The organism is Caballeronia sp. M23-90, assembly GCF_053574605.1.
Window position 1 is genome coordinate 1 of the sequence record NZ_JBSIPA010000102.1, and the last position, 17,085, is coordinate 17,085.

General features: G+C 60.0%; 16 protein-coding genes, 2 tRNA genes and 3 pseudogenes. 11 read left to right on the forward strand and 10 right to left on the reverse strand.

Annotation, left to right across the window (positions count from 1 at the left end):
* Window positions 1-125 precede the first annotated feature (125 nt).
* Window positions 126-1,040 (forward strand): annotated as a pseudogene (locus ACRXB1_RS12940) (MFS transporter); the annotation flags it as partial.
* Between the two features lie 69 nt (window positions 1,041-1,109).
* On the opposite strand, the gene ACRXB1_RS12945 reads toward ACRXB1_RS12940, so the two are convergent.
* Both ACRXB1_RS12945 and dusA read right to left on the reverse strand, forming a co-directional pair.
* Window positions 1,110-1,185, reverse strand: a tRNA-His gene (locus ACRXB1_RS12945).
* Between the two features lie 92 nt (window positions 1,186-1,277).
* A complete protein-coding gene (gene dusA, locus ACRXB1_RS12950) occupies window positions 1,278-2,279 on the reverse strand; it encodes a tRNA dihydrouridine(20/20a) synthase DusA (protein ID WP_174364053.1) in 1,002 nt (333 codons plus the stop codon).
* Between the two features lie 205 nt (window positions 2,280-2,484).
* On the opposite strand from dusA, the gene ACRXB1_RS12955 reads away from it, so the two are divergent.
* Window positions 2,485-2,736, forward strand: a complete 252-nt coding sequence (locus tag ACRXB1_RS12955; RefSeq protein ID WP_086383600.1) for a hypothetical protein — start codon at window positions 2,485-2,487, stop codon at window positions 2,734-2,736.
* Window positions 2,737-2,870: 134 nt separating this feature from the next.
* Window positions 2,871-3,296 (forward strand): hypothetical protein, encoded by a 426-nt coding sequence (locus tag ACRXB1_RS12960; RefSeq protein ID WP_449492231.1) that lies wholly within the window; start codon window positions 2,871-2,873, stop codon window positions 3,294-3,296.
* On the opposite strand, the gene ACRXB1_RS12965 is transcribed toward ACRXB1_RS12960, so the two are convergent.
* From ACRXB1_RS12965 to ACRXB1_RS12985, 5 genes are all read right to left on the reverse strand, one after another.
* Window positions 3,293-4,399, reverse strand: a complete 1,107-nt coding sequence (locus ACRXB1_RS12965) for an enoyl-CoA hydratase/isomerase family protein (RefSeq protein ID WP_075357875.1) — start codon at window positions 4,397-4,399, stop codon at window positions 3,293-3,295. The two genes, ACRXB1_RS12960 and ACRXB1_RS12965, sit on opposite strands and share 4 nt — an antisense overlap.
* Window positions 4,400-4,452: 53 nt before the next feature.
* Entirely contained in the window at window positions 4,453-5,067 is a 615-nt protein-coding gene (locus ACRXB1_RS12970) for a TetR/AcrR family transcriptional regulator (RefSeq protein WP_449492232.1), read from the reverse strand.
* Window positions 5,068-5,119: 52 nt separating this feature from the next.
* The gene (locus tag ACRXB1_RS12975) at window positions 5,120-5,404 is read right to left on the reverse strand and encodes a DUF1488 family protein (RefSeq protein WP_061999227.1); all 285 of its coding nucleotides are present in this window, start codon (window positions 5,402-5,404) and stop codon (window positions 5,120-5,122) included.
* A 75-nt stretch (window positions 5,405-5,479) separates the two neighbouring features.
* Window positions 5,480-5,848 carry a hypothetical protein gene (locus ACRXB1_RS12980; protein WP_256701043.1) on the reverse strand — a complete coding sequence of 123 codons (369 nt, stop codon included), beginning with the start codon at window positions 5,846-5,848 and terminating at the stop codon, window positions 5,480-5,482.
* Complete coding sequence (locus ACRXB1_RS12985) at window positions 5,848-6,108, reverse strand: hypothetical protein (RefSeq protein WP_061999225.1); 261 nt, start codon at window positions 6,106-6,108, stop codon at window positions 5,848-5,850. Before ACRXB1_RS12985 ends, ACRXB1_RS12980 begins: the two co-directional genes overlap by 1 nt.
* Before the next feature lie 327 nt (window positions 6,109-6,435).
* Between ACRXB1_RS12985 and ACRXB1_RS12990 the strand changes: the two genes are divergently transcribed.
* Window positions 6,436-6,744: a hypothetical protein gene (locus ACRXB1_RS12990; RefSeq protein WP_086383725.1), complete on the forward strand. Its 309-nt coding sequence runs from the start codon at window positions 6,436-6,438 to the stop codon at window positions 6,742-6,744.
* Between the two features lie 38 nt (window positions 6,745-6,782).
* On the opposite strand, the gene ACRXB1_RS12995 is transcribed toward ACRXB1_RS12990, so the two are convergent.
* Window positions 6,783-7,121 carry a DMT family transporter gene (locus tag ACRXB1_RS12995; RefSeq protein WP_075357871.1) on the reverse strand — a complete coding sequence of 113 codons (339 nt, stop codon included), beginning with the start codon at window positions 7,119-7,121 and terminating at the stop codon, window positions 6,783-6,785.
* A gap of 3 nt (window positions 7,122-7,124) precedes the next feature.
* The gene (locus ACRXB1_RS13000) at window positions 7,125-7,628 is read right to left on the reverse strand and encodes a heme-degrading domain-containing protein (RefSeq protein ID WP_449492233.1); all 504 of its coding nucleotides are present in this window, start codon (window positions 7,626-7,628) and stop codon (window positions 7,125-7,127) included.
* A gap of 437 nt (window positions 7,629-8,065) precedes the next feature.
* Between ACRXB1_RS13000 and ACRXB1_RS13005 the strand changes: the two are divergent.
* From ACRXB1_RS13005 to ACRXB1_RS13030, 6 genes and pseudogenes are all read left to right on the forward strand, one after another.
* Window positions 8,066-8,194: pseudogene (locus ACRXB1_RS13005) on the forward strand (ESPR domain-containing protein); the annotation flags it as partial.
* A gap of 126 nt (window positions 8,195-8,320) precedes the next feature.
* On the forward strand, window positions 8,321-11,899 hold the full coding sequence (locus ACRXB1_RS13010; RefSeq protein WP_449492237.1) for a YadA family autotransporter adhesin: 3,579 nt from the start codon (window positions 8,321-8,323) through the stop codon (window positions 11,897-11,899).
* A gap of 143 nt (window positions 11,900-12,042) precedes the next feature.
* Window positions 12,043-12,119 (forward strand) — tRNA-Met (locus ACRXB1_RS13015).
* A 233-nt stretch (window positions 12,120-12,352) separates the two neighbouring features.
* Window positions 12,353-12,697 (forward strand): DUF2946 domain-containing protein, encoded by a 345-nt coding sequence (locus ACRXB1_RS13020; protein ID WP_449492234.1) that lies wholly within the window; start codon window positions 12,353-12,355, stop codon window positions 12,695-12,697.
* Between the two features lie 59 nt (window positions 12,698-12,756).
* Window positions 12,757-13,137: a copper homeostasis periplasmic binding protein CopC gene (gene copC / locus ACRXB1_RS13025; RefSeq protein ID WP_449492235.1), complete on the forward strand. Its 381-nt coding sequence runs from the start codon at window positions 12,757-12,759 to the stop codon at window positions 13,135-13,137.
* 11 nt (window positions 13,138-13,148) lie between these two features.
* Window positions 13,149-13,595: a copper chaperone PCu(A)C gene (locus ACRXB1_RS13030; protein ID WP_174365685.1), complete on the forward strand. Its 447-nt coding sequence runs from the start codon at window positions 13,149-13,151 to the stop codon at window positions 13,593-13,595.
* Between the two features lie 86 nt (window positions 13,596-13,681).
* Here the strand turns inward: ACRXB1_RS13030 and ACRXB1_RS13035 are convergent, their stop codons facing one another.
* Window positions 13,682-16,162 (reverse strand): penicillin-binding protein 1A, encoded by a 2,481-nt coding sequence (locus tag ACRXB1_RS13035; RefSeq protein ID WP_449492236.1) that lies wholly within the window; start codon window positions 16,160-16,162, stop codon window positions 13,682-13,684.
* Between the two features lie 543 nt (window positions 16,163-16,705).
* Between ACRXB1_RS13035 and ACRXB1_RS13040 the strand changes: the two are divergent.
* Window positions 16,706-17,085, forward strand: a pseudogene (locus ACRXB1_RS13040) (hypothetical protein); the annotation flags it as partial.

Genomic DNA, 17,085 nt, shown 5'->3' on the forward strand with positions numbered 1-17,085 from the left:
ATCCTTGTGCACGTCGAGCCCGACATAAAACTTGATCTTGTCCATGACTGTCTCCGTGGTTCAGTGAAGGTCGTCCAATTATCGGATGAACGTCAACGCCGCGTTCTCTGGAGGCCATCATGTCTTACCTCAACTTGCCGCTGGGAATCATTGGGTTCGCGCTGGCGCTTCGTTATCTCGACAACACCCGCGAAAAGGCCGGGCGCCGCTTCGATTTCGTGGGCTTCATGCTGTGCGGCCTCGCCTGCACGACCTTGCTCTACGCGATGGAACTGATTGGCCGGAACGACACGCCGTGGTTCCTCACGGGAGCGTTGATCACCGCGGGCGTGCTGGCGAGCGTGGCCGCCTGGCTGCATCTGCGGCGCACGCCGGAGCCCGTCGTCGATCTCAAGTCCTTGCGAATCCGGACATTCGCGGTCGCGATGGGCGGCGGTTCGCTCTTTCGCGTATCGATCAGCGCCGTGCCTTTTCTATTGCCGCTGATGTTCCAGGTCGGCTTCGGGCTGAACGCGTTTGAATCCGGGCTGCTGACATTGTCTGTCTTCGCCGGCAATTTATCGATGAAACTCGTCACCACGCCGATCGTCCGGCGCTACGGCTTTCGTTCGGTGCTGATCGTGAACGGCGTCATCGCGGCGATATCGCTGGCGGTGATGAGCCTGATCGCACCGGCGACACCGACTTGGATCGTCGTCGCCGTGTTGTTCGCGAGCGGATTGTCGCGCTCGCTGCAGTTCACCGCGCTCAACACGCTCAGTTTTGCCGACGTACCGAAAGCGCAAATGAGCGGTGCGTCGGCGTTATCGAGCACGCTGTTTCAACTGACGATGGGTGTCGGTGTGGCGTTGGGGGCAATCGCGTTGCGGCTCGCCGAATGGATGCATGGCCATGGTTCGCAGACGGTGACGGCCGCGGATTTCAGCATCGCGTTCCTGATCGTGGCGGCGGTGGGACTGCTCGGCGTGGCCGATCTGTTCAGTCTGCATCGGGATGCGGGGGCGGAAGTAAGCGGACGCAAGGCAAAAACCGGCGGCTGAAATGAAAACGGGCACTGCGATTTCTCACAGTGCCCGTCTTTGAAACCTTCCTACTACCAGCAAATTCTTTGGGGTGGCTGATGGGGCTCGAACCCACGACAACAGGAATCACAATCCTGGACTCTACCAACTGAGCTACAGCCACCACTGACTTACTTCTTCTCTGGCGCACCAAAAACCGGCTTGCTGAATCGAGAAACGAGATTATACGAACAAAGATTCGGTTTGCCTAGTCCCTTATTCGATCAATTCGGCCGATTCCCGTAGATGCGTGCGCGCTTCATCGAAGATGGCCAGATCGCCGGTTGCAAGCCTGCGGCTGTCCGACAACACACGCCGCCATCCACGCGCGCCCGGCATGCCGCGATACAACCCGAGCGCGTGCCGTGTAATACCGCCGAGATAGGTCCCGCGCGCCACTTCTTCACGCGCGTATTCGATCAACCCGGCCTCGATCTCCTCGCGCGAAGGAATCGCTGTCGACGCTCCATAGAACCGTGAATCGACGCCTGCCAGCACGTACGGATTGTGATACGCCTCGCGGCCGAGCATCACGCCATCGACGTGTTTGAGGTGTTCCTCCACTTCGTCGAGCGTCTTGATACCGCCATTGATCGAGATCTCAAGATGCGGAAAATCACGCTTCAATTGATACGCGTATTCATACTTCAGCGGCGGGATCTCGCGATTTTCCTTCGGGCTCAAGCCCTTCAAGATCGCGTTGCGCGCATGGACGATAAACACCTCGCAACCCGCATTCGCGACCGTGCCGACGAAGTCACGCACGAACGCATAGTCTTCGACGGCATCCACACCAATCCGATGCTTTACCGTGACCGGAATTGCCACGGCATCGCGCATCGCCTTCACACAATCGGCAACGAGTTGCGGCTCGTTCATCAGGCACGCGCCAAACGCGCCGCGCTGGACGCGCTCGGACGGACAACCGCAATTCAGGTTGATCTCGTCATAGCCCCATTGCTCGCCGAGCTTCGCGCTGTGGGCGAGGTCGGCCGGCTCGCTGCCGCCGAGCTGCAACGCGACGGGTGCTTCGCCGGGCGTGAAGGCAAGGTGGCGCGCAACGTCGCCGTGCAGCAAGGCGCCGGTCGTGACCATCTCTGTATAAAGCCAGGTGTCGCGCGAGATCATGCGATGGAGGGAACGACAATGCCTGTCGGTCCAGTCCATCATCGGTGCAACGCTTACGCGGCGAGGGCTGATTTTTGATGCTTTAGACATGGAAACTGCTGAATTCGAAGCGTGAGGCGCGGTTTTTGCGCGGAGTACATAATTTTACCGTAACCACTGGAACGGCACCGAGAACCCTGGAACTACGTGTCTGGCCATCAGGAAAACCGAATCTTCACCGTTTTCCACTGTCAGAAATGCAGACGGCAGCGTCCCGCAAGCCTCGACCAAAACGCGCGCCGCACTGGAGATACAGATGAAATCCCGCGCCATCAGAACTTCGCTTGGCCTTGCGCTCGCTGCAGCATCAATCTTGACGGCCACCGCCCAGGCCCAGACCGCCAAGCCCGCCGACGCTGCATCCATGGTCAAACCACCGGCGTCGCCGGATGCAGGCGCCACACACCCCAACAATCCCGACAACATGCCGACCAAGCGCCCGGCTCTCCCCGCCAACAGCGACCGGATGCTGCACAACAATCCGGCGAGCGACGCCATCGCCAAATAGCGACGACAAGGACTCCGTTGCATCCACCGCAAAGGCGCCACTGATTGCACCATTTCGCGGCATGCCCGACCCTATAATGACGCCACTCTAAAATCAGGCGCGGCCGCAGCTCGCGTCTCAAGCGGTGTTTTTCAATGCAAAAAGTCATTCTGCCGTTCGTCGCGGGTTTTCTCGCCGCCTTGTTCTTCCGTGAATCGACAATTGCGATCCTGCACGCAGCCGGCGTGATCGAAATCACCGGTTATTCGACTACTCCCTTCCTGCCGCTTGGCATTCCCGAGTTCATCGTGGCGGCGTTATGGAGCGGGTTTTTCAGCATCCTGATGGCGTGGCTCCTGCGCGTCTCGCCCGATCGCACCGCGCCGTGGATCGGCGCGCTGGTCTTCGGCGGAATCGTGCTGACGGCCGCGAGCGTGTTCGTGCTTGATCCGGTGCGCGGCATCTGGCCAAGCGGCAACATGATGCCGCGACTGGCGCTCGGATTTGCATCGAATGCAATGTGGGGTTGGGGCGCGCTCGTCTTCATGCGCGCCTTCACAGCCGGCAGCGACGCGGACTAATCCGCCAGATCGGCAAGCGGATGACCGGCTGCAGTCCACGGGCTTTCGTACATCTGCAGCACTTCTTCACGCGTCACGTCTTCCACGCGCGTCACTTTCCAGACGGGCTGATTGTCTTTATCGACAATGCGCGCCCGGATGCCTTCCATCACATCGCCGTGATCGAAGGTTGCGCGGGTGAGACCGAGGTCGCGGCGCAGCGTTTCGGCCATCGTGGATGTTTTGGCGCGATCGATCAGCTCCAGCGATACATCGATGGACAGCGGCGAACGCTCACGCAACTCGGCCGCCGTGTTCGCCGCCCACTCCTGCTCGGCGCCGTTCGTGGCGCTCGCGAGCGACTTCAGGCAAGCCGCGCCATTGCCCGACGCGAAATGCTTGTCGATAAACCCGCGATTCGCTTCGAGCTCGCTCGCCTTGCCCGCATCCGCACGCCCTTCCCCTTCAATGAACCTCACGACCTCCGCACCTGATCCGAAGCTCTTGTGTTTGAGCGTATCCACAAGCCCGGCGAGCGTGCCTTCATCCATGTAGACATCGGCGAGATTGGCGTAGAGGGCATCGGCGGAATCGATGGTCGCACTCGTCGCCGCGAGATAGCGTCCGATCGCGCCGGGCGTACGCGCGAGAAACCAGCTCACGCCAACGTCCGGAAAGAGGCCGATGCGCGTTTCCGGCATCGCCATCCGGGTGGATTCAGTCACGACGCGCAAGCCGCCCGTTTGCCGTGCACCCTGCGAGATGCCCATGCCGCCGCCCATCACCACACCGTTGAGCAACGCAATGTACGGTTTCGGATACGTGAAAATGGCGTGGTTCAGGCGGTATTCATCGGTGAAAAATTCGTCAATCGCCGCGTGCTCGCCCGCTTTCGCCGTGTGGTAAAGGAAGCGGATATCGCCGCCCGCGCAAAACGCGCGAGGATGCGGACTGTAGATGATCACGGCATGCACCGAGTCGTCGTCGCGCCAGGCTTCGAGCGCGCGGTGAATGGCGTGGATCATCGGCGTGGAAAGTGCATTGAGCGCCTTCGGCCGGTTCAGCGCGATAAAACCAATGCCCTGCGCGCGTTCGACGCGGATTTCTTCGATAGTCTCGGTCATGTGCAATACAGGTTCGGTGGATTCGAAATAGCTGGAAAGTATGGCGGCAATCGTCACACAGCGCGGGGCCTCGGCGGGCGGCGCACGGGTTTTTTCCTGACGCCGGATAAATAAAGCTCGATCGTTGCATCGATGAGCACGTCGGTCGGCGTGACCAGATGCTTCGCCGCGGTCAGACTCAGTGACACGATGCCGTGCAGCGCCGTCCACAAGGTTTCGGCAGCAGCCGGTGCGTGGCTGGAAAACGCGAGCGCATCCGCAAGCAGGGAAAGCGCGGTTTCGCCGGACGCCGCCGCGTCATTGAATATCGCTTCCGTATAACCGACATTCTGCATGAAGATCAGCCGATACATCTCCGGATGCTTGAGCCCGAACTCGACGTAAGCATGCCCCATCGATCTCAAACGCTCGGTATCGTCCTCGACAAAATCGTACGAATGCAGCGCCGCGAGTAATCTTGCATGTCCTTCGGCGCCCAGCGCATGGGCGATCGCATCGCGTCCGGAAAAATGCAGATAAAGCGAAGCGGGCGAATAGCCGACGACCTCGGCGAGCTTGCGCATGGACAGCGCGTCGAATCCGTGACGCACGACTATGGAGCGCGCGGCATCGAGAATATGGCTTCGGAGCAGCGGCTGATCGGACAGATGTTGTTTTTGGCTGACCATCCGCGCATTTTCCGCGAGATGACGGCCAAGTCAATTTAAACCTGAACGGTGTTCAGCAAGAAACTGCGCCCGGGGGAAAATGCCCGCTTTTCAAAAGCACAGGCGCGCCCTGCGTTATAGATAAATGCTCGCGCGCCACCGCCTCGATTTTCGGCCGGGCCGCATGGAACGCGCTGATCCAGCCGTTGCTGTCGAAGCTTTTCACGCCGAAATGGTCCTCCAGCGCCTCCACGGAGATCGCGCACGGCACGCGCTCGCCGTCGACCAGCGCGGGAAAAACCACGGTGAGATTGGTGTCGCGATACGCAGGCGCGTCGGCCGGAAACTGGATGTTCATGATTGCCTCGGACGCAAGAAACAGAAACGCATCGATAGTACTCGCACCGCGAGAGGCCGGTCTACCCCGAGCGCGCTACGCTTCGCTCATGCACTCGCGGACCATGTCAGCGGTCACGTCGACAATTTTCAGCGAGAGCGCGTCTGGATCGGCGTAGTCGAATCTCAGATGCCGGCTGATATCCCTCACGTGTTCGCAGAGCCGCTGCTGGGCGGGCTCGCAAGCGATATCGAAAAGACTCAGCGCCTCGGCCTCGAAGCGGTAGTGCACGCCCCACGCAATATTGCCAGGCTGGCCCGCAGTGCCGCTGGTCCGCCAACCCACGAAGAGGCAAGGCTTCGCGTCCGTGCCGATTTCGCTGATATCCGCGCCGCTCGGAAATAGATCAAGCAACGCCTCGGCCACGCAGCGCATCGCCGGGTGACGGATGTTGAGCGTGCGCATCAGGTATTTTGCAACAGTCTGTCGATGTAGGCGCGCGCGGCCTCCTCGACCTGGCCGAGCGCGTCGTCTTCGGTCGCAAAGCGTTGCTGGCCGCCCAGATCGACCATGGTTTCAAACCGGTGCACATTATCCGGGCCGCCCTGCGCGACGTTCACTGTGCCGACATAAATGGGCTCTTCGCCTTGCTCCGGTGCCGGCGTAAGCCGTGCTGCAGCACTGATGTAATACCCGCGGTACGGGCCGGTGACGCGTTCTGCCATGGTTGTCCTCTCGTCGTTTTATTTGATGTCCATGAATACTGTAAGGTCCGCCGGCCTGCAATAAGTTCTTGCTCGTTGCATCCGGTTGCATTTTCTTCAGGCGCCAGATCAGAGACGACTGTAAAAAGATAAAGCGTGTTTCTAACTCCGCAAGGCACGCGCCAGCACATTCACGTCGTCATTTGACCTGCATCAAGGACAGCGCTTTTTCCTGCGGGTACGGGTGTATGGGAAAATGCGCGCAGCAAATAACCCGGCCGATGGCTAATGAGGAAAAGAATGAAGCGATTTGCATGGCGGTTGCCGCTGAACACATCCATCACGCGCATGCTGCAGGGCGCAGGCCTGGCGTTCTGCGCCGCCGGAGTCTTGAGCGTTGGCGGGTGTGCATCGTCCAACGACGCATCTCTGATCCATCTCCCTGATGGCCAGTCCGGCTACGCCATCAACTGCAGCGGAGCGGACGCCAGCACGACGTGGGCGAGTTGCTACGTCATGGCCGGCGACAAGTGCGGCGCGACGGGATATACGATCGTGTCGAAGGACAACGAGGAAGGCGGCCCGACGGGTGGCGGCATTACAAACGTGATATCGGCAAATGTAAAAAATCGCTCGATGGTCGTTCGCTGCAACTAAGCCGCCACGCCGGCGGCGGTCAGCCGCGAGGGCTGCGGCTAATGCGGGCTGACCTTCGAGAATACGTTCAGCACGATCACGCCCGCCACGATCAGCCCCATGCCGAGCACAGCGGGCAGATCGGGTATCTGTTTGAACAGGATTGCAGCAACGAGCGTGATCAGCACGATGCCCGCCCCTGACCACACGGCATACACGATGCCGACCGGCAAGGACTTGAGCGTGAGCGAAAGCAAGTAAAACGAGATGCCGTAACCGATCACCACGATCACCGACGGCACGAGCCGCGAAAACCCGTCCGACGCCCGCAAGGCCGATGTCGCCACGACTTCGGCAACGATCGCGACCGCGAGCAGCGCATAAGCGGAAGTGCGCATCGCTTACCCCTTGTCCGATGCAAATGCGAGCGCGCTCGCATCGTGTCCGAGCACCGCGCACAGCGCCTCGACCACGAGTTCATGATCCTTGCGTTGCGGCAAGCCCGACACCGTCACCACGCCGATCACGCCCGCGCCTTTGACTGTCAACGGAAACGCGCCTCCATGCGATGCGAACTCGGCGGCGGGCAGCGTGTATTTATCGGCAAGGGTCGTCGATGCCTGCTGCAGGTTCAAGCCGATCGCGTAGGAACTGCGGCGAAAATGCTCGACCGTGCGCGCCTTGCGCTGAACCCACCGGGCGTTGTCGGGGGTTGTGCCGTTCAGCGAGACAAAGAACAGCGGCTGGCCGAATGTCCTCACCTCGATGGCGACGACGGCGCCACGCGCCACTGCCATTTCACGCAATTGCGAGCCGATCTGCCACGCGCGGTCGGTATCGAATTGCGGGAAAACGAGCGTGTGCTCCTGATGCAGGATGGTTTGCAAATCGTGAGCGATATCCATGGCCAGTCAATCCTTGTAGTGAAAGCTCAAACATGCGGTGAACCGGAAGCGTTCATCGCGCGATCCCTGATTTTGACACGACGGGCCGCGCTCGCTTGTTCTATACCGTCACCGGGATGCATTTCCACGACTCGCTGACAGTTGATTCAGACAACGTTCACGAGCCGGCGGTCCTTAATTGGACTCAATTTTTTTTTAGTTTTCCTGACAATTTTTTATATATCAATTCCTTTCCTGTTGTTAATGTTCAACGTAGTCTTTAAATTGGGAGCTTTCCGATTAAGACTATTCAACTGCCTCCGTAAAGTTCAACCCCTCTCCGAGCAAAGGCCAGCGAACTCATGGTTCCCTGCTAATGCAGAGCCCAGCAAAACAGCGCTTTAGCGCGATCCATAACCCGGCTCCGGACTTAGGTTAACTTTTACACAGGTGTACGTATGAACAAGAATTACAAATCCGTCTGGAATGAATCGTTGGGCGCTTGGGTAGCGGCTTCGGAGACGGCAAAGGGACGCAGCAAAAAAAACTCTGTCAAAACTAGCGCGGCGCATGGCATTTCGGTCATCGCGCTGACTGGGGCAGGACTGGCATTTGCCTCGGCGTCAGCAGACGCTGCAATCTACAATGCCGCGTTATTCAATGACTTTACAGACGGGGAGTGCACTGCAGTTCAGGACGGCTCCGCAGGCGGCGTGAATGGCCACACGGTCGCTGGCACCACTACTGCAGGTTGCAGTGCAAAGGTTGGCACTGGCGCATCGGCTACGTCGATCGGCTTGAACGGCGGCGACGGAATCAACGGAACAAACTTCATCTCCAACCAGAACGGCGCCTTTGTGAACGGCGGCCTTGAAGTCTTTGGTGCGAATGGCGCAGCCGGTGCTCCTGTCGCGTACGTACATGGCTCGATGAGCCTGTCCAGCGACGGAACCACCTCGGGTACAGCTAACAAGCTGATCGGTCTCGCTGCAGGAACTGCCGGGACGGACGCGGTGAACGTTGGGCAATTGACGCCGGTCGTCACGGCGTTGGGTGGCGGCGCTGCCATCGCGGCAGATGGCTCCGTTACAGCCCCGACCTATACGCTCAAAGGAACGAACTACAGCAATGTCGGCGCAGCGCTGAGCGCGCTCTCGGACAGCTCGGGCACAAAATACTTTTCCGCCCTCGACGCGGACGGAAGCACGGCCGGCGCAACGGCGACGGGAGTCGGCAGCATTGCCATAGGTGGCGACGCCGTCGCTACGGGCAGCACCACGGACGCAGGAATGGCTATCGGTTCACACGCGCGCGCAGCGGGCCGGGCGACCGCCTTAGGACCCAGCGCGACTGCTTCCGCGTTTGATTCAGTAGCATTAGGGTCGCTGTCTGTGTCGGATCGGACGGGAACGGTCTCGGTAGGCAACGCGACTACTCAACGTCAAATCGTGCAGGTCGCAAAAGGCACACAAGCCACTGATGCAGTCAACCTGAGTCAGTTGACGCCAGTTGTCTCGGCATTGGGCGGCGGCGCGGCCGTCGCGGGAGACGGTTCGGTGACGGGTCCGACTTACGTAATCAAAGGAACGAACTACACTACAGTCGGCGCAGCACTGACTGCGCTCGGAGACGGCGCCGGGTCGAGCAAGTACTTCCACGTCAATTCAACTTTGGCTGACTCGGTCGCCACGGGAGCTGAAGCCGTTTCGATTGGCGCATTGAGCACATCGTCGGGAGCCAACACCCTGGCGATCGGGCGCAAGGCGATTTCCAGCGGCTCAAACGAATCGATCGCAATCGGCTCCGACGTCCAGAGCCTGGACGACGATTCGTTGTCCATGGGTTCGCAAATTGTCAATGCTGCCAAGTCGTCCGTCGCGATTGGCAGCAACTACCTTTCGCTCGATAGCAAATCGGGATCGAGCGTCTTGCTCGCGCCAAACGGCGGCAATGTAGCAAACTCCGCCCGTTCGCTTTCGTTCGATCCGACCGGCAACGGTTTGCCAGGCTCCCGTACGGGCACGTCGGACTCTGACGACTCAATCAACTTGTCCGGAACAGCGGCTGGTGCAGCCGGTGGCGTGACCATTGGTTCGAAGTCGTCCGTGACTGCCGCGAACGCAGTTGCACTGGGCGCGGCGGCATCGGCATCGGCGGTTGGCGCAGTGGCGCTTGGCAACGGCGCAGTGGCATCGCTGAAAAATTCCGTCGCCCTTGGAGCCGGTTCAACGGTGGACCGTGAAAACACGGTTTCGGTAGGCACCGCAGCGAGTACCCGCCAGATCACCAGCGTAAGCGCTGGCACTCTTGGCACCGACGCTGTCAACGTCACGCAACTTCAAAACGTTACCTCGTTGCTCGGCGGCGGCGCCAAGGTGAACGCGGACGGTTCGATCAAAGCGCCCGCCTACACCGTCGCCGGCACCTCGCTCAGCACGGTCGGTGACGCCATTGCCAAGGTCGACACGGAACTGAACAACAAGGTTGCCTACGATTCGTCCGCGAAGACGCAGGTCACGCTCGGCGGGTCGGGCACATCAACGCCCGTCACCCTGACGAACGTAAAAGCAGGCATGTTGTCGTCGACCAGCGTCGATGCCGTCAACGGCTCGCAACTGTTTGCCACGAACACACGCGTCGGCTCGCTGGAAACATTCGAGACGAACATCAGCAACGGCGGCGGCATCAAGTACTTCCACACTAACTCGCAGTTGGCAGACTCCGTGGCCACAGGCACCGATTCCGTGGCGATCGGCGGCACGGCTAAAGCGTCGGCGAACAATGCAGTTGCGCTCGGCTCCAACTCGGTGGCAAATCGCGCGAACTCCGTGTCGGTAGGTGCAGCGGGCAGCGAACGTCAGATCACGAATGTGGCAGCCGGCACGAGCACGACGGATGCAGTCAACTTCGGTCAGCTCACCTCCGTGTCCGACAACCTCAGCACGCTCGATAGCTTTGCCGTCAAGTACGACAAGAACACGGACGGCTCGGCGAACTATCAGCGTGTAACGCTGGGCGGCGCGGGCGCGGCGCAACCCACGCTTCTGAGCAACCTCGCCAAGGGCGACCTGACTGAAACGAGCACGGACGCAGTCAACGGTTCACAGTTGTATGCGACAAACCAGAACGTCGCAGCCTTGCAAAGCTTCACCAACAACATCAACAACGGTGGCGGCATCAAATACTTCCACTCGAACTCGACCTTGATCGATTCGTCGGCGACGGGTACGGATGCAGTGGCGATCGGCGGCGCGGCGGTTGCATCGGCGAAGAATTCGGTTGCATTGGGCGCGAACTCGGTGGCTGACCGGGCCAACTCAGTGTCGGTGGGAGCCGCTGGCAGCGAGCGTCAGATCACGAACGTGGCAGCAGGCACGGCAACGACTGATGCAGTCAACGTAGGCCAGCTCAATGCGGTTTCGAACAGCGTGAGCACGCTCAGCGCGGCCGCAATCAAGTACGACACCAACGCCGACGGCACGCCGGACTACGCCAACGCAACGCTTGGCAACGGCAATGCAACGGGCACGGCTTTGCATAACGTCACGGCCGGCACCAGCAGCATGGACGCGGTCAACCTGGGTCAGATGAACGACATGATCAGCCAGGTCACCAACCTCGCCAACGGCGCCTACAACCCAATGTTCTCGGCTGACGGCAACCGCGATACGGAAGCGGCAACGTCGAGCGGTACGCATTCGGTTGCGTCGGGTGCGAACGCCGTTGCATCTGGCGCAAATGCCATTGCTTCGGGCGCCTCGTCCGTGGCGAGCGGCGCCAATGCGGTTGCTGTCGGCGCGAATGCATCGGCTACGGCGAAGAACTCGGTGGCGCTCGGCGCAGGGTCGGTGGCCGATCGTGCCAACGCGGTCTCGGTCGGTACGGCGTCTGCGGGCGGTCAGCGCCAGATCACGAACGTCGCGGCCGGCACGGAAGGCACCGACGCTGTCAACGTGAACCAGATGCAGCAGTCGGTGAACACGGGTGTGAAGTCCGCGAAGGGTTACACCGACGCATTGCGCTCGGACATGAACAGCGGTCTTTCGCTTGCCAACAACCATATCAACAGCGTCGGTGCAATGAGCAGCGCCATGGCGATGATGGCAGGCAGCGCGGCGGCCATCGCTGACAAGGACAATCGCTTCGCGGCCGGCACGGGTGTTTATCGTGACAAGGCTGCAATTGCGATCGGCTTCCAGAAGCGCTTTGGAACGAACATGGTCCTGACGGTCGGCGGTTCGACAACTGGCGAAGAAACCACGGGCGGTGCAGGTTTCGCGTTCGGCTTCTAAGCAACGTTGAAGCAAGGTGCTTTAATGTGGCGGCATGTCTCGGCAACGAGATATGCCGCCGCTTTTTGTTTGCCCATTTTCACCGAGCAGTCCAGCGTGACAAACATGTTGCACTGCAGTGCCGGTTGTCATATAATCTTTTTCGCGGGGTGGAGCAGTCTGGCAGCTCGTCGGGCTCATAACCCGAAGGTCATAGGTTCAAATCCTATCCCCGCAACCAAGATAAAATGTCGAAAGCCCGGTTTTCCGGGCTTTTTGCTTTTTGAGGTCGCGTTCCACCTCCAGAGTCCATCGGCGGCAGTTCGCCGGTACTCAACAGGTCACGGAAGGTGCGACCCCAAGGCACAAATCACCCATTACACGCGTGGCATAATCGACGGCTCAATCGCCTCGGAAGCCATCGTCAGCCTCATGCGTCGCAGTCACGTCCGCAAGTTCGGCAGCTTTATCGGAATGCTTGCAATTCTGATGATGACGCTCGCGCCTGCCATTTCACAGACGCTTGCTTCGAGCGCGCGCACGAACTCGATTTTCAACGCGCATTGCTTTGCGATAACGGAATCCCAAACGTTAATTGCAGCAAATCACCAGCAGCCGCATCACTCGATGGCAGGTCATTGGGACGCATGCGGTTACTGTAATTTCGCTGCGCACTCGCCCGCGGCGCCGCCTTCCATCGATACGCTGCCAACGCATCGTGCGGCAGCGGCTCTTGCGGTCAACGCCCCGGCTCTGTTCGCGGCGCCTTGCGCTCCCTTATTCGCCGCGCAACCCAGGGCACCGCCCTTCTTCATCTGAATCCCGCACTGTGGCTGGCTGTATCGCCGGCACGTTCTTTTCGCGCAAACAGGATCAGCATGAACCCGTCACTTTCAAAGGTCGCAAAGCTGGCCAGGCGCGGCGCGCTTGCAGCCGCGTTTCTTGCCATGGCTCAACTCGCCATGGCCCACGCATTGCCGAAGCAACAGACACCCGCGCCCGACGCAACCGTCGAAGCGCCTCACGAAGTCGCCATCGATTTCTCGGAAGGGCTGGAACCGACTTTCAGCACCCTGATAGTCGTCGATGCCGCCGGCAAGCAGGTCAACAGCGCAAAGTCAGCCGTCGACAGCAGCAACAAACAGCATATGAGCGTCGCGCTCGGCGATCTGAAGACCGGTGCATACCAGGTCGAGTGGACCGCGGTGGCCGAAGACGGGCATCGTACGCAAGGTCATTATCTTTTCAACGTGAAGTGAGCAGCCCGACCATGAAAAAATTCACACTGATACACGCGGGTTTCATCGCGATGAGCGCAATGGCAATCACGTCCGCGCAAGCCGCGACGCTCACAGCGCACGATTGCTGGATTCGTTTGATGCCGGCGAGCTTGCCGTCGTCGGGGTACTTCGTGGTATCGAATGACGGCGATAAACCCGCCACGCTCACCGGCGCAGAAACGCCCGCGTTCGGCATGGCCATGCTGCATAAATCGAGCAGCAACGGCAGCACGTCCACCATGGCGATGGTCGATTCCGCCGACGTCCCCGCGCACGGCACGCTCGCATTTGCGCCGAGCGGTTATCACTTGATGCTGGAGGACGCGCCCAAGCCGCTCAAGGTCGGCACCACAATCCCGCTCAAGCTGACGTTCTCGGACCAGTCGAGCATCAGCACACAGTGCGCCGTGAAGGCGGCTTCAACGCTCGGCAAGTAACCCCGCAACGTCCCCCTCGAAGCACAATAAAAAAACGCGCCGCAATCTGATTGCGGCGCGTTTTTCGTTTGGCGTTGAATTGCCGGTCAATGCCCCTTGAAGAGATTCATGATCTCCTGGCGCTCGGCCGGAGCAACATCCGGCGGCGGCGGTGGCGGCGTCATCCCGCCCGGTCCGACTCCGCCAACGGCGTCGCTGGAACCTTCCGCCGGATTCGCCGTATCCAGGCCAATGCTCGCGACAAAACCGTTGCCCGGGGTTTTATCGGCGAAGAACAGATCTCCGTCGATGCTCGTAAGACCTTCGGGCATTTCCATTGGCTGCTGCGGGATCTTGGCAAGGGCACGCTGCATGAATTCGACCCATATCGGCAGAGCGAGTTGCGCGCCGAATTCGCGGCCACCGAGCGACTTGGGCTGGTCGTAGCCCATCCACGCGACAGCAACGAGCTGATGCTGATAGCCGGCAAACCAGCCATCCTTGGCGTCGTTGGTCGTACCGGTCTTGCCTTGCAGGTCGTTGCGCTTGAGCACATTCGTGCCCGAACCGGTGCCGGCGGTCGCGACCGAATGCAGCAAGCTGTTCATCACATACGCGTTACGCGGTTCGAGCGTTTGCGGCGCGTTGTTCCCCGCAAGCAACGGATTCGCGCGCGAAATCACGGTGCCGCGTGCATCGGCGATTTCTCCGATCAGGTAAGGATTGATGCGTGAACCACCGTTGGCGAACACTGAATAACCGCCCGCCAGTTGGAGCGGCGTGACGAGACCCGCGCCGAGTGCGAGCGGCAAGTACGGCGGGGTTTTATCGGCATCGAAACCAAATTTCTGCGTGACGAAATCCTGCGCGTACTTCGTGCCGATGAACGACAGAATCCGGATCGACACCAGGTTCTTCGACTTCTGCAACGCCATGCGCATGGACATGGGGCCGTCGGGCTGATCGTCGTCCTTCGGTTCCCACGCCTGCTGACCCGGCGACGTCGGCGGGAAATAGAGCGGCGCGTCGTTGATGATGGTCGCCGGTCCAAGGCCCTTTTCAAGCGATGCCGAATAGATGAACGGCTTGAAGCTCGACCCCGGCTGACGCCATGCCTGCGTCACATGATTGAACTTGTTCTTGTTGTAATCGAAGCCGCCAATCAGCGCCCGGATCGCGCCGTCTTGCGGCACGAGCGAAACCAGCGCGCCCTCCACTTGCGGCAACTGCGTGATGGTCCAGTTTTCCTTCGCGTCCTTCATCACACGCACGATGGAACCCGGCTTGATCTTCAGCGCTTGCGTCGCATTGCTGCGCAGAGCGGTTGCTACAAAACGCAAGCCGTCGCCGGTGATGGTCGCCGGGTCGGCATTGACGAACTCGACCACCACCTGCTTCGGATTCACCGACGTCACCACGCCCGCGATGATATCGCCGTTGTCGGGATGATCGGCGAGTGCGTCGTCGATGGCTTCATCGCGGTCATCCGGATTTGCCGGCAAATTGACGAAGCCTTCCGGCCCGCGGTATCCATGGCGCCGCTCGTAATCCATCACGCCTTTTCGGACCGCCCGATACGCCGCGTCCTGATCGGCAGAATCGATGGTCGTCGTCACCGAGAAGCCGCGCGTGTAGGTTTCATCCTTGTACTGTGCGTACATCATCTGACGCACCATTTCCGCGACGTATTCCGCGTGCACGCTGTACTCCGTGCCGGCCACGCGCGCATGCAATTCCTCGGCGCTCGCCTGATCGAATTGTTCCTGCGTGATGAACTTCAGATCGAGCATGCGCTTCAGGATGTACTGCTGGCGAATCTTCGCGCGCTTTGGATTGACCACTGGGTTGTACGCCGAAGGCGCCTTCGGCAAGCCTGCGAGCATTGCGCATTCGGCGAGCGTGAGGTCCTTCAGATCCTTGCCGAAATACACCCGCGCCGCCGATGCAAACCCATACGAGCGCTCGCCCAGATAAATCTGGTTCATGTACAGCTCGAGGATCTGGTCCTTGGTGAGCGCACGCTCGATCTTGTACGCGAGCAGCATTTCATAGATCTTGCGCGTATAGGTCTTTTCGCTGGAAAGGAAGAAGTTGCGCGCAACCTGCATGGTGATCGTGCTTGCGCCCTGCGATGCACCGCCATGCATGATGTCGCTCACGCCCGCGCGTGCAATGCCGACGAAGTCCACACCGCCATGTTCATAGAAGCGGTAATCCTCGATCGCGAGCACCGCCTTCTTCATCTGATCCGGAATTTCATCGAAACGGGCGATGCGCCTGCGCTCCTCGCCGAATTCGCCAATCAGCACATGGTCCGCCGTATAGATGCGCAACGGCACCTTCGGCCGGTAATCGGTGATTGCATCGAGCGACGGCAAATTCGGTCCCATCACAACGAGCGCGTATCCCACGATCAATGCGCCGACGATCGCCATGACGGCAATCAGCCCGACGAACCACAGCATGAGACGCAGCGCTATGGACGGTCTGGCAGGTTTGCGGTCTGAGGTGCGGTATCTGTATGGACCGTCTTGATCCCGGTCATCGCGTGGCGTGTTCGAGGAATTAGGTCGTTTGATGATTGGCATGACTGGATTTGAACGGTGCGCTTCTGGGGCGCCCGGTGCGCCACGCCAACCCGCCGCGTGACGATGAATGTTGAGGCCTTCAAAGAGCCAATGAGCTCTTTGTGCCTTGAAGCCGAATGTGCAGCCGTCGTCATCATCGAAGAGCGCGGCGGTTCAAATCTGGCGCGAACCGCTACATTGCACGCCGATGTCCCCGGACAGGCTGCGCGTCCACAGCGGGCTGTTATAGCGTTGTAAGAAATCTGCAACCGCTACGGCCCAGTGCGTAATGACAGCGCATTTTAAAGAATTTGCGGGAGCAGCACCGGGCGATGCCCGATTTTTTTGTAAGTAAATCCATTGTAAGAAGTTGGGTTTGCGACCAGATCGGAAAGCCTTTCCGCTTTTTTCTCGCCATGCGCGCGATGCCGCACAGCAGGTCGAGCGGAGCTTTAGCATTCTCATCTGCAGGACGCAAGTCGTTGATACCTCTACGCTTTCATACCTGTCTCGCACACGCTGCGTTCATGCACGCGCACAAGCACGCAGCCGCGCCAAAACGATATGATGGATGCATTGATTGCGCGATTTTGCCTGACTCCGCGACTGCGGCGCATATTGGACGCGTCGCCTGTTGTGCCGCTGAGGACGTCGACCGGCCGCGCTTGCGTGGCCCCAGCATGTGAGGCGCTCATGACTACCAAACCCAGCGAACGCATCGTCGTATTTGTGACCCCCGCGCAGAAACTCGCGATCACCAGCACCGCCGACGGTCTCGGCATCAGTGTCAGCGAACTCATGCGACGCGCTGTTCTCAGCTTCAATGCGACCAGCGAGCAGGTCAAGGTCGCGGGCCTCGTCGACAAACTGCGTGCGCCGAAGACGCCCGATCCGCTGAATGTCGCGCTCAGGCAAGTCGCCGAACGCGCCGCCGCTCGCGAGGA

Bases quoted from the DNA above. Each gene is read 5' to 3' on its own strand.
- ACRXB1_RS12980 (WP_256701043.1), bottom strand. From the start codon at position 5,848: ATGCGCACGCTCAACATCCGTCACCCGGCGATGCGCTGCGTGGCCGAG.
- ACRXB1_RS12970 (WP_449492232.1), bottom strand. From the start codon at position 5,067: ATGGTCAGCCAAAAACAACATCTGTCCGATCAGCCGCTGCTCCGAAGC.
- ACRXB1_RS12985 (WP_061999225.1), bottom strand. From the start codon at position 6,108: ATGGCAGAACGCGTCACCGGCCCGTACCGCGGGTATTACATCAGTGCT.
- ACRXB1_RS12960 (WP_449492231.1), top strand. From the start codon at position 2,871: ATGCAAAAAGTCATTCTGCCGTTCGTCGCGGGTTTTCTCGCCGCCTTG.
- ACRXB1_RS12990 (WP_086383725.1), top strand. From the start codon at position 6,436: ATGCTGCAGGGCGCAGGCCTGGCGTTCTGCGCCGCCGGAGTCTTGAGC.
- ACRXB1_RS13035 (WP_449492236.1), bottom strand. From the start codon at position 16,162: ATGCCAATCATCAAACGACCTAATTCCTCGAACACGCCACGCGATGAC.
- dusA (WP_174364053.1), bottom strand. From the start codon at position 2,279: ATGTCTAAAGCATCAAAAATCAGCCCTCGCCGCGTAAGCGTTGCACCG.
- ACRXB1_RS12975 (WP_061999227.1), bottom strand. From the start codon at position 5,404: ATGAACATCCAGTTTCCGGCCGACGCGCCTGCGTATCGCGACACCAAT.
- ACRXB1_RS12965 (WP_075357875.1), bottom strand. From the start codon at position 4,399: ATGACCGAGACTATCGAAGAAATCCGCGTCGAACGCGCGCAGGGCATT.
- ACRXB1_RS13020 (WP_449492234.1), top strand. From the start codon at position 12,353: ATGCTTGCAATTCTGATGATGACGCTCGCGCCTGCCATTTCACAGACG.
- ACRXB1_RS13030 (WP_174365685.1), top strand. From the start codon at position 13,149: ATGAAAAAATTCACACTGATACACGCGGGTTTCATCGCGATGAGCGCA.
- ACRXB1_RS12995 (WP_075357871.1), bottom strand. From the start codon at position 7,121: ATGCGCACTTCCGCTTATGCGCTGCTCGCGGTCGCGATCGTTGCCGAA.
- ACRXB1_RS12955 (WP_086383600.1), top strand. From the start codon at position 2,485: ATGAAATCCCGCGCCATCAGAACTTCGCTTGGCCTTGCGCTCGCTGCA.
- copC (WP_449492235.1), top strand. From the start codon at position 12,757: ATGAACCCGTCACTTTCAAAGGTCGCAAAGCTGGCCAGGCGCGGCGCG.
- ACRXB1_RS13000 (WP_449492233.1), bottom strand. From the start codon at position 7,628: ATGGATATCGCTCACGATTTGCAAACCATCCTGCATCAGGAGCACACG.